The organism is Acidovorax sp. GW821-FHT11A03, from assembly GCF_058809075.1.
In genome coordinates this window covers 392,485-403,122 of record NZ_JBXASG010000006.1, presented here as the reverse complement: position 1 = coordinate 403,122, position 10,638 = coordinate 392,485, and the positions used below count along the sequence as shown (strand labels likewise).

General features: G+C 70.3%; 8 protein-coding genes. 7 read left to right on the top strand and 1 reads right to left on the bottom strand.

All coding sequences use genetic code 11. The features are described from left to right. Positions 1-10 precede the first annotated feature (10 nt). From AC1RVY_RS17620 to AC1RVY_RS17605, 4 genes are all read left to right on the top strand, one after another. Entirely contained in the window at positions 11-379 is a 369-nt protein-coding gene (locus AC1RVY_RS17620) for a hypothetical protein (RefSeq protein ID WP_218295651.1), read from the top strand. After that, positions 372-2,750, top strand: a complete 2,379-nt coding sequence (gene pbpC, locus AC1RVY_RS17615) for a penicillin-binding protein 1C (protein ID WP_492807439.1) — start codon at positions 372-374, stop codon at positions 2,748-2,750. The genes AC1RVY_RS17620 and pbpC overlap by 8 nt, the downstream gene beginning before the upstream one ends. Positions 2,751-2,833: 83 nt before the next feature. Beyond that, entirely contained in the window at positions 2,834-5,116 is a 2,283-nt protein-coding gene (locus tag AC1RVY_RS17610) for a bifunctional diguanylate cyclase/phosphodiesterase (RefSeq protein WP_492807437.1), read from the top strand. A 281-nt stretch (positions 5,117-5,397) separates the two neighbouring features. Beyond that, entirely contained in the window at positions 5,398-6,561 is a 1,164-nt protein-coding gene (locus AC1RVY_RS17605; RefSeq protein ID WP_492253657.1) for an alpha-hydroxy acid oxidase, read from the top strand. A gap of 39 nt (positions 6,562-6,600) precedes the next feature. Here the strand turns inward: AC1RVY_RS17605 and AC1RVY_RS17600 are convergent, their stop codons facing one another. Next, positions 6,601-7,344 carry an IclR family transcriptional regulator gene (locus tag AC1RVY_RS17600; protein ID WP_492807436.1) on the bottom strand — a complete coding sequence of 248 codons (744 nt, stop codon included), beginning with the start codon at positions 7,342-7,344 and terminating at the stop codon, positions 6,601-6,603. A gap of 136 nt (positions 7,345-7,480) precedes the next feature. On the opposite strand from AC1RVY_RS17600, the gene AC1RVY_RS17595 reads away from it, so the two are divergent. The 3 genes from AC1RVY_RS17595 to AC1RVY_RS17585 are packed head-to-tail and all read left to right on the top strand — an operon-like array spanning position 7,481 to position 10,628. After that, on the top strand, positions 7,481-9,007 hold the full coding sequence (locus AC1RVY_RS17595) for a class I adenylate-forming enzyme family protein (protein ID WP_492244170.1): 1,527 nt from the start codon (positions 7,481-7,483) through the stop codon (positions 9,005-9,007). Then, a complete protein-coding gene (locus AC1RVY_RS17590; RefSeq protein WP_492244169.1) occupies positions 9,004-9,807 on the top strand; it encodes a citryl-CoA lyase in 804 nt (267 codons plus the stop codon). Before AC1RVY_RS17595 ends, AC1RVY_RS17590 begins: the two co-directional genes overlap by 4 nt. Then, positions 9,804-10,628 (top strand): hypothetical protein, encoded by an 825-nt coding sequence (locus AC1RVY_RS17585; protein ID WP_492807433.1) that lies wholly within the window; start codon positions 9,804-9,806, stop codon positions 10,626-10,628. The genes AC1RVY_RS17590 and AC1RVY_RS17585 overlap by 4 nt, the downstream gene beginning before the upstream one ends. Positions 10,629-10,638 lie beyond the last annotated feature (10 nt).

The following is a 10,638-nucleotide window of genomic DNA, read 5'->3' as shown; positions in this document are numbered from 1 at the left end:
GCCGCGCGCCATGAGCCTCAGTGTCTTCGTGGAACTGCGGTTCTGGCTGCTGGTGGCGTTTTCCCTGGTGCTGCCCGCGGGCATCTATGGGCTGCTGCTGGCCACGCGCTCGATCTCGCGCATGGCGGTGCTGGGTTTTGGCGTGGCGCTGGTGCTGATCGCGGGCGTGGACGTGTACCTGCTGCAATCGCTCGCGGCCCTGGCCAAAGGCACGCCGTCGCTGGCGGACGACGCGGTGTTCATCTCCGAACTGTCGATTGCCCTGTACATCCTGCCGGTGGTGTTCGGCGGCATCGGGGTCAACCTGATCTCGCACGTGCTGCTGCGCCACCTGACCGAGGCCGAAACGCGGTTCGACCGGGAGCATCGGGATGACTGACCGTGGCCGGCCCGTGGTGCCCGGGCGGGCGCGCAGGCCGTACAAGGGGTGGGCCGTGGCGGCCCTGTCCGCCTTCCTGGCGGCGCCCGCGGCGGCCATCGCGACTTTCGAGGAGGTGCGCGCGGACTTCAGACCGTCCGACACCGTGCTCCTCTCGCGCGAGGGCGAGGTGCTGCAGCGCCTGCGCACCGACACCACCGTGCGCCGTGGCCAGTGGGTGGCGCTGGCCGACATTTCACCCGCGCTGCGCACGGCCCTGGTGCTCAGCGAGGACAAGCGTTTCTTCGAGCACAGCGGGGTGGACTGGCAAGCCGCCTCGGCCGCCGCCTGGGGCAACCTGTGGAACCAGCGCACGCGCGGGGCCAGCACCATCACCATGCAGCTGGCGGGCCTGCTCGATGGGGACTGGCGCCAGGGGCCGGGCGGGCGCTCGGTGGCGCAAAAGCTCGGCCAGACGGTGGCCGCGCAGGTGCTGGACCGGCGCTGGCGCAAGGACCAGATCCTGGAGGCCTACCTCAACCTCGTACCCTTTCGCAGCGAACTGGTGGGCATCGACGCCCTGAGCCGCACGCTGTTCGGCAAGGCCGCCCATGGCCTGGACGAGCGCGAGGCGGCCGTGGCGGCCGCGCTGGTGCGCGCGCCCAACGCGCGCCCCGGCCTGGTGGCGCAGCGGGCCTGCGGGGTGCTGCGCGACATGCGGGCGCAGCAGCCACCGGCGCGGCCGCCATCCCTGGCCTCCGGCCGTCCGGCACAGCACCTGCCCCCCGTGGACTGCGATGCCCTGGACCTGTTCGCCACGGCGGCGCTGCAGCGCCGCGCGTTCGATGCGAGCGAGGGCGTGGCCCCCCACTTCGCGCGGCACTTGCTGCGCCAGCGCTTCATCAAGGAGGGGGGCGTGGTGCCCGAGCGCGTGCAGAGCACGCTGCGCGCGCCGCTGCAGCGCTTTGCCTTGCAGACTCTGCAGCAGCACCTGCGGGAGCTGCGCGGGCGCAACGTGGAAGACGGCGCGGTGCTGGTGCTGGACAACGCCACGGGCGCGGTGCTGGCCTGGGTGGGCTCGTCGGGGCCGCTGAGCCAGGCCGGCGAGGTGGACGGCGTGCTGGCGCCGCGCCAGCCGGGCTCCACGCTCAAGCCGTTCCTGTATGCGCAGGCCATCGCCGAGCGGCGTCTCACGGCGGCCTCGCTGGTGGATGATTCGCCCGCGCACATCGCCACCGCGGGCGGCCTGTACATCCCGCAGAACTACGACCGCCAGTTCAAGGGCTGGGTGTCGGTGCGCACCGCGCTGGCGGCGTCGCTGAACGTGCCGGCGGTGCGCACGCTGGTCATGGTCACGCCGGACGCGTTCCATCGCCAGCTCTCCGCGGCGGGCATGCCGCTGCGCGAAAACGGGGACTACTTTGGCTACAGCCTCGCGCTGGGCAGCCCCGAGGTGCCGCTGCTGCACCTGTCCAACGCGTTTCGCACCCTCGCCAACGGCGGGCGCCTGAGCCCGGTGGCATGGGCCCAGGCGCCCCCCGGCAAGGTCCCGGCCTTCGCCCCCGCGCTCGATCCGCGCGCCGCCTTCATCGTGGGCGACATCCTGTCCGACGGCAATGCGCGGGCGCGCACCTTCGGCACCGACAGCGTGCTGGCCACGCGCTTCTGGACCGCCGTGAAGACCGGCACCAGCAAGGACATGCGCGACAACTGGGCCGTGGGCTGGTCCGCGCGCTACACCGTGGGCGTATGGGTGGGCAATGCCAGCGGCGCGGCCATGCACGACGTGAGCGGCACCAGCGGCGCCGCGCCCATCTGGGCCGCGGTCATGGGCTTCCTGCACGCGCGCGAACCCAGCCGCGCCCCCAAGGCGCCCCCAGGCCTTGCCCGGGCCGCCGTGCAATTCGGGCCCGCCGCGCCACAGCCCGGTGGCGCGGGCGACGCCCGCCAGCCCCTGGAGGCGGCGCGGCAGGAGTGGTTCCTGGAGGGCACCCAGCAGTCCCTGTTTGCTATTGATTCAGGAGCTAACGGGCAAGACGAAACCAGCGCCAGCGCCAAAAGAACCCCCCATCCCCCGGGGCGGGAGGCCGGGGCGGCCGCGCCGGGTCTTGGCGCGCGCATCACGGCGCCGGCCCCCGGCACCATCATCGCGCTGGACCCGGACATCCCTCCCGCGCGCCAGCGCCTGCAGTTCACCGCCACGGGAAGCGGGTGGCTGTGGCGCATGGACGGCAGGCCGCTCGGGCGCGGCGCGCGCGTGGCCTGGATGCCCTGGCCGGGGCGGCACGTGGTGCAGCTCACCGATGCCCAGGGCCAGGTGCTGGACGAGGTCCGCATCGAGGTGCGCGGCGCGGGTGCCGTGGCGCCCGCACCCAGGGCCACTGCGCATTGACGCCACGAAATCCGAGGGATACGGTGTGACTTGCCGCCCGGCACGCCACAGGTAGACGCCTAGAATGGTTACAAGATATTTCTATGCCCTTTCTGCGCCAGTTCTTTTCCCACCGCCTGATCTGGCTGGCCCTGTTGGTCTCGCTGGGCATTGGCGCACTCTTCGCACGCACGATCTGGACCATTCGCGCTGACGAGTGGAACTACGCCGCCCAGACCAACGCCAATCTCGCGCGCACGCTGGAGCAGGGGCTGAGCTGGGCGCTCGACACGTTCGACAAATCGCTGGAAGGCGTGGCGCGCGAGGTGGGCAGGCCCGAGGTGTGGGCCCTGCCGCCCGACCTGCGCGCCCGGGTGGTGTTCGACAACTCCCTGCGCGCGCGTGGCGCGGGCGATGTGCTGGTGCTCGACACCCTGGGCAACGTGGTGCTCGATTCGGGCCCGCTGCCGCCGCGCCGGGTCAACTTCGCGGACCGCGACTATTTCACGGCGTTCCAGTCGGGCGGGCACCAGGGCCTGTTCGTGGGCAAGCCCGTGCCCTCGCGCGTGACCGGGCTCAACATCCTGCCGGTCTCGCGCGCCTACTACCGCCCGGACGGCAGCTTCGCCGGGGTGGTGGTGGGCGCCATCAGCCTGAGCTATTTCAATGAGCTGTTCGGTTCGCTCGACATGGGCCCCCACAGCGGCGTGAACCTGTTTCGCAGCGACGGCGTCGTGATCACCCGGTTTCCCTATGGCGACGCCGACGTGGGCCGCAGCCTGGCGGGCACCCCCAACCTGATCCGCTTCCAGAAGGAGGGCACGGGCACCTTCATCGGCACGTCCACCATCGACGGCATGGAGCGCCTGTATTCGTTCCGTCCCGTGGGGCGCTATCCGCTGATCCTCAACGTGGCGCAGTCCACCGACACCGTCCTGGCCAAGTGGTACCGCAGCGCCTGGGTGCTGGGTGGGTTCGCGCTGCTGCTGATGGTCAGCTGCGTGGGGCTGGCCACGCTGTTCGTGCGCGAACTCACGCTGCGCCAGCAGGTCTCCGCGCGGCTGCGCGAGGCCGAACGCAACACGCGCACCATTCTCGACAACATGCCCTCGATGATCGGCTACTGGGATGCCGGGCTGCGCAACCGGTTCGCCAACCAGGTCTATTTCGAGTGGTTCGGCGTGCGGCCCGAGCGCATGCCCGGCATGCACCTGAGCGACCTGCTCGGGCCGGAGCTGTTCGCGCAGAACAAGCCGTTCCTGGACAGGGCGCTGCTGGGCGAGCCGCAACTGTTCGAGCGCACCTTCGCGGATGTGCATGGCGTTGCGCGCCACACCATGGCCTCCTACCTGCCCGACACCGAGGGCGGCAAGGTGCGTGGCATCTTCGTGCAGGTGACGGACATCTCGGAACGCAAGCGCATGGAGGACGAACTGTTTGACGAGAAGGAGCGCGTGCGCCTCACGCTGCAGTCCATCGGAGACGCGGTGGTCTGCGCGGACGCCCATGGAGCGGTCACGTACCTGAACCCGGTGGCCGAGCGCCTGACCGGCTGGCAGGCCTTCGACGCGGCGGGCCACAACGTGGACGAGGTAGTGAACCTGCGCAGCCCCGACAACGACGCGGTGCTGGCCAGCCCCTTGCGCCAGGCCATGGAGCAGGGCCTGGCGGTGGAAGCGGTGCGCGGCGTGGTCCTGCACCGCACCAGCGGGCAGCGCTTTCAGGTGGAGGAAACCTCCAGCCCCATCACCGACCGCCATGGGGCCGTGACGGGCGCCGTGGCCGTGCTGCGCGATGTGACCGAATCGGTGGTCATGGCCGAGCGCATGGCGCACCTCGCCCAGTACGACGCGCTGACCGACCTGCCCAACCGCGTGCTGCTGCAGGACCGCGCCCAGCTGGCCATCTCGCAGGCGCGCCGCGACGGCAAGTGCCTGGCCGTGATGTACCTGGACCTGGACGGCTTCAAGGACGTGAATGACACCCTCGGCCACGATGTGGGCGACCTGCTGCTGGTGCAGTTCGCCCAGCGCCTGAAGGCCGCCGTGCGCGCCTCGGACACCGTGTGCCGCCAGGGCGGCGACGAATTCGTGGTGCTGCTGCCGGGGCTGGACGGCGCCGAGCCCGCGTGCAGCGTGGCGTGCAAGATCCTCGCGTCCTGCGACCTGCCTTTCGAGCTGGCGGGGCGGGTGCTGCAGATCGGGCTGAGCGGCGGCATCGCGCTGTACCCCCAGCATGGCGACACCTTCGACGCGCTTTCGCGCCATGCCGACAGCGCCATGTACGCCGCCAAGCGCGGCGGGCGCATGCGCTTCATGCTCTACCGGGGCCCGGACGAGGCGCCCGAGGTCGTGCTGGCCGACAACGCGGGAGGCCGCGTGCGCTGAGCATGCGGCGGTGCGACGCGGTGCGGGGAGGGGTGCCGCATGCCAGAACCCACAGGTGGGATCATGTTTTGCTATGAAAATAATAGCTTCTTGCGCTTGTGGAATAAGCGCCAGGCGGTGTTTTTAGTGAAAGTCCTGGAGCTTGCGCGGGCCCGCCCCGGCCCGCCTTGGAAATTTGTTGCAGCCCCGCGCAAATAATTTTGATGGCCCGCCAGCGCGCAAGTGCCTACCATCCGCGCAGTTCTTACCGTCCCCTGTGCAACCCCTTCTGGAGCGTCCGCGTGCCTGACTTGTCCAAAATCACCTGCATCGAAGACCTGCGTGTCATCGCCCAGCGGCGCGTGCCGCGCATGTTCTATGACTACGCCGATTCAGGCTCGTACACCGAGGGCACCTACCGCGCCAACGAAAGCGACTTCCAGCGCATCAAGCTGCGCCAGCGCGTGGCCGTGAACATGGAAGGCCGCAGCACGCGCACCACCATGGTGGGGCAGGACGTGGCCATGCCCGTGGCCATCGCGCCCACGGGCCTCACGGGCATGCAGCATGCCGACGGCGAGATCCTGGGCGCGAAGGCGGCCAAGGCGTTCGGCATCCCGTTCACGCTCTCGACCATGAGCATCTGCTCCCTCGAGGACATCGCCGAGCACACGGGGCGCCACCCGTTCTGGTTCCAGGTGTACGTGATGCGCGACCGCGACTTCATCGAGCGCCTGATCGACCGCGCCAAGGCCGCCAACTGCTCGGCGCTGCAGCTCACGCTGGACCTGCAGATCCTGGGCCAGCGCCACAAGGACATCAAGAACGGACTGTCGGCGCCGCCCAAGCCCACGCTCGCCAACCTCATCAACCTGGCGACCAAGCCGCGCTGGTGCCTGGGCATGCTGGGCACCCCGCGCCGCTCGTTCGGCAACATCGTGGGCCATGCCAAGGGCGTGGGCGACCTGTCCTCGCTCTCGTCCTGGACGGCCGAGCAGTTCGACCCGCAGCTCAACTGGGGCGATGTCGAGTGGATCAAGAAGCGCTGGGGCGGCAAGCTGATCCTCAAGGGCATCATGGACGCGGAGGACGCCCGCCTGGCGGTAGACAGCGGCGCCGATGCGCTCATCGTCAGCAACCACGGCGGCCGCCAGCTGGACGGCGCGCCATCGTCCATCGCCGCGCTGCCCGGCATCGCGGCCGCTGCCGGCAAGGACATCGAGGTGTGGATGGACGGCGGCATCCGCAGCGGGCAGGACGTGCTCAAGGCGCGCGCGCTGGGCGCCCAGGGCACGCTGATCGGGCGCAGTTTCCTCTACGGCCTGGGTGCCTTCGGCGAGGCGGGGGTGACCCGCGCGCTGCAGATCATCCAGAAGGAGCTGGACATCACCATGGCCTTCTGCGGCCACACCAACATCAACACGGTGGACCAGTCCATCCTGCTGCCGGGCACCTACCCCGTCTAACCGTGGCCCGTGCAACCGCGGCCGGCCGGCGCGCAGGACCTACAGCGTCTTCTGCAGCGCCGCGATCTCCCGCTGCAGGGTCTGCACCACGAAGTCATCGCGCGGCTGCATGCGCGCCGTCATGGCGCTCACGCTGATGGCGCCGACCACCATGCCGCCCCGGTCCCGGATGGGCACGCCAATGCTGGTCACACCCGCCACGGCGTAGTTGGTGATGCTGGCGTAGCCCCGCGCACGGGCGGCTTCCATCAGGTCCAGCAGGATCTGCCGCGTGAGGCCCCCGTAGGTGGCCAGGTGCGGCTCGATGCGGCCGAGCACCTCGGGCAGTTCGTCCTGCGGCATGAAGCTCAGCAGCGCCAACCCCCCGCCGCCAATGCCCAGGGGCCGGCGCTTGCCCACTTCCACGGTCAGCACCTGGATCGGAAAGCTGCCGGACTGGCGGTCCAGGCAGAACGAATCCGCCCCGCTGCGCACCACCAGGAAGGCGGTGTCCCCCGTCTCGGCGCTGATGCGTGCGAGGAAGGGCGCGCACTGGTCGCGCAAATTGAAGTGGGTGGACGCCACCAGCCCGAGTTCGTAGGCGAAGTGGCCCAGCCGGTAGCGGCGCCGGGCGTCCTGCATCACCAGCCCCCCTTCGACCAGTTGCTTGAGCAGCCGGTGCACCGTGGGCTGCGCCAGGCCGCTGGCCGCCACCAGCGTGGACAGGCGCGCGCCGGACTTGTGCTCGGAGGAAATCAGCCGCAGCAGCCCGATGGCCCGGTCCAGGCTTTGAACGGTGGTCATGTCATCAAATTCACTGTAAATCCATATTGTGGACTTATTTGCTTTGGCGTCCGGACGTGCAAAGGAATAATTCAATGAGAAATTTATTTCACTGACGACGATTCAACAATAAAAGTCCGTATTGCGGAATATTTGCATGTACCCCATCGATTTCTTCTACCGCGCTGTCCGGATGTATCCGCAGCGGGAAGCCCTGGCCGGCGGCGGCCAGGTGCTGACCTATGCCGCGCTGGCCGCGCGCGTGGACGCCGCCGCCTGCGCGCTGCAGCAGCTGGACGCCGAACCCGGCTCGCGCGTCGGCATCTGCGCCGGCAACACCGTGGACCATGTCGTGGCGCTGCTGGCCGTGCTGGCGGCGGGCAAGGTGTGGGTGCCGCTGAACTGGCGCAACCCGGCGGCGGAGCTCAACCGCATCATCGCGTTCACCGAACCCACCATCGTGGTGGCCGAGCCCGCGCACCTGGGCACGCTCGACCTGGCCGGCGTGAAGGCCGTGCTGGCGCTGGGCGAGGGCGGTGAAGCCCGCGCCACGCTGCAGGCCGCCGAGGCTGCGCACGCGGGCCAGCGGCCCCGGCCGCACGGCCGCTCGCGCGACGAGGCCCAGGCCATCAAGTTCACGGGCGGCTCCACCGGCGTGCCCAAGGGCGTGATGCAGCCCTACCGCGCGTGGGTGGCCACGCTGGTCAACCAGATCCAGGCGTTCGGCTTCGGCGCGGACGACCGCTACCTCATCTCGGCGCCCGTCACGCACGGCACCTCCACCTACCTGCTGCCCATCCTGGCGCAGGGCGGCTGCCACGTGCTGCCCGCCAGCAACAAGCCGGCCGAGCTGCTGCGCAGCTTCCGCGAGGATGGCATCACCACCACCTTCATGCCGCCCACGCTGCTGTACATGCTGGTGGCGGAGGCGCATGGCGAGCGCCTTCGGCTGCCCCGCCTCAGGCACCTGATCTACGGCGGCGCGCCCATGCCGCCCGAGAAGATCCGCGTGGTGCGCGAATGCTTCGGCCCCGTGCTGGAGACCACCTACGGCCAGACCGAGGCGCCGCAGGTGGTCAGCGTGATGCGCGCCGAAGACTTCGCCGACGAGGCCAACTGGCGCTCCGTGGGCCGCCAGGGCCTGGTGACCGACATGGCCATCATGAGCCCGGAAGGCGCCCTGCTGCCCACGGGCGAGGCGGGCGAGATCGTGGTGCGCGGCGACCTCATCATGAACGGCTACTGGAAGATGCCGGAGAAGACCGCCGAGACCATCGTGGACGGCTGGCTGCACACGGGCGACCGGGGCTACGTGGACGAGCGCGGCTACCTGTTCCTCAAGGACCGGCTGCGCGAGGTGGTCATCACCGGCGGCTTCAACGTCTACCCCATCGATGTGGAGAGCGTGCTCGACCAGCACCCCGCCGTGCACGAGTCCGCCGTGTTCGGCATCGAGGACGACAAGTGGGGCGAGGCCGTGCACGCGGCCGTGCAGCTCAAGCCCGGCGCGCAGGTGAGCGCGCAGGAGCTCATCGCCTTCGCCAAGGAGCACCTAGGCTCCGTGAAGACCCCCAAGGCCGTGCACTTCTACGCCGACCTGCCGCGCAGCGTGGCGGGCAAGGTGCACAAGGTCACGCTCAAGGCCGACATCACGCACCTGGTGCGCCAGGAGCAGCCCGCATGAACAAGCCCGTGGAACGCCCCTACACCGAGCTGTGCACGCACTCGCCAACGTCGATCCACTACCGGGGCGACAACCTGGCCGAGGACGTGCTGGGCCAGCGCGGCTTCACCGACGTGCTGTTCTCGCAGATCCTCAACCGCCGGCCTGACGCCGACGACCTGCGCGTGCTCGACGCCGCGCTCATCGCCATCATGGAGCACGGCCTCACGCCGAGCGCCATCGCCACGCGCATGGTCTACATGAGCTCGCCCGAGAACATCCAGAGCGGCGTGGCAGCGGGCCTGCTGGCCGTGGGCAGCCAGTTCGTGGGCACGGTGGAGAATTCGGCCATCCTGCTGCGCCAGATCATCGATGCGCCCGAAGGCGTGGAGGCCGCGGCGCGCGCCACGGTGCAGCGCCACCGCGCCGAGCGCAAGCCCATCCCCGGCTTCGGCCAGCACATGCACAAGCCGGACGACCCACGCGCCGCCAGGCTGCTGGCCATCGGCCGCGAGCATCCGCGCTTCGAGGGGCGCTACCTGCAGGCCATCGAGGTCCTCTCGCGCGAGGTGGATGGCGCCTTCGGCAAGCACATCACCATCAACGCCACGGGCGCGGTGGGCACGCTGCTGGGCGAGCTGGGCGTGCCCCCGGCGATGATGCGCGGCTTTGCCGTCATCTCGCGCGCGGCGGGGCTGGTGGCGCACATCGCGGAAGAGCAGCGCATTCCGTCCGCCCGTTTCGTGTGGGACCTGGTGGACCACGAGGTGCCCTACCGTGGCACGGGCGAGGGCCACAACAAGGACCGGAGCGGCGAATGACCGGCACCACCCCTTCGCGCGACATCCTGGTCTGCGATTCGGTCACCCGCATGGGGCAGGACGTGCGGGGCCGCGTGGCCGTCGCTGCCTCGCATGGCGGCGTGTTCGCGGTGCACCTGGCGCTGCAGGAGGGCGTGGCCGGCCTGGTGGTGTGTGATGCGGGCGTGGGGCTGGAGCGCGCGGGCATCGCGGGCCTGGACCATGCCAACAGCCTGGGCGTGCCGTGCGCCGCCCTCCACCACCGCTCGGCGCGCATCGGCGACGGGGCCGACTGCGCGCGGCGCGGCCTGGTCTCGTACGCCAACGCGCGTGCCGTGCAGCTGGGCGTGCGCGTGGGCATGCCCGCCCTGCAGGCCGCGCAGTGCATGGCCGCTGCGGACCTGCAGGCCGTGGACCCGGGACCCTCGCCCGGCGAGGCGCGCAAGGTGCTGCCGGGACTGCATGGGCACCGCACCGTCGTGCTCATCGACTCGGCCTCGCTGGTGGCCGAGGAGGACCGCGACTGCGTGGTGATCACCGCCTCGCACGGCGGCTTGCTGGGTGGCCGGTTCGAGACCGCCATCAAGCTGCCCGTGTTCGCCGCGCTCTACAACGATGCGGGCATCGGCTGCGACGGCGCGGGCGTCTCGCGCCTGCCGGCACTCGATGCGCGGGGCATCCCGGCTGCCACGGTGGCTGCCAGCAGCGCGCGCATTGGCGACGCCCGCTCCGCATGGGAGACCGGCGTGATCAGCCGCGTGAACCAGGCGGCCTATGCCCTGGGGGCGCGCGAAGGGCAGGGCGCACGCGACTGGGCCGAACTCATGGCGGCCGTGCACTGAGGCTGAAGGC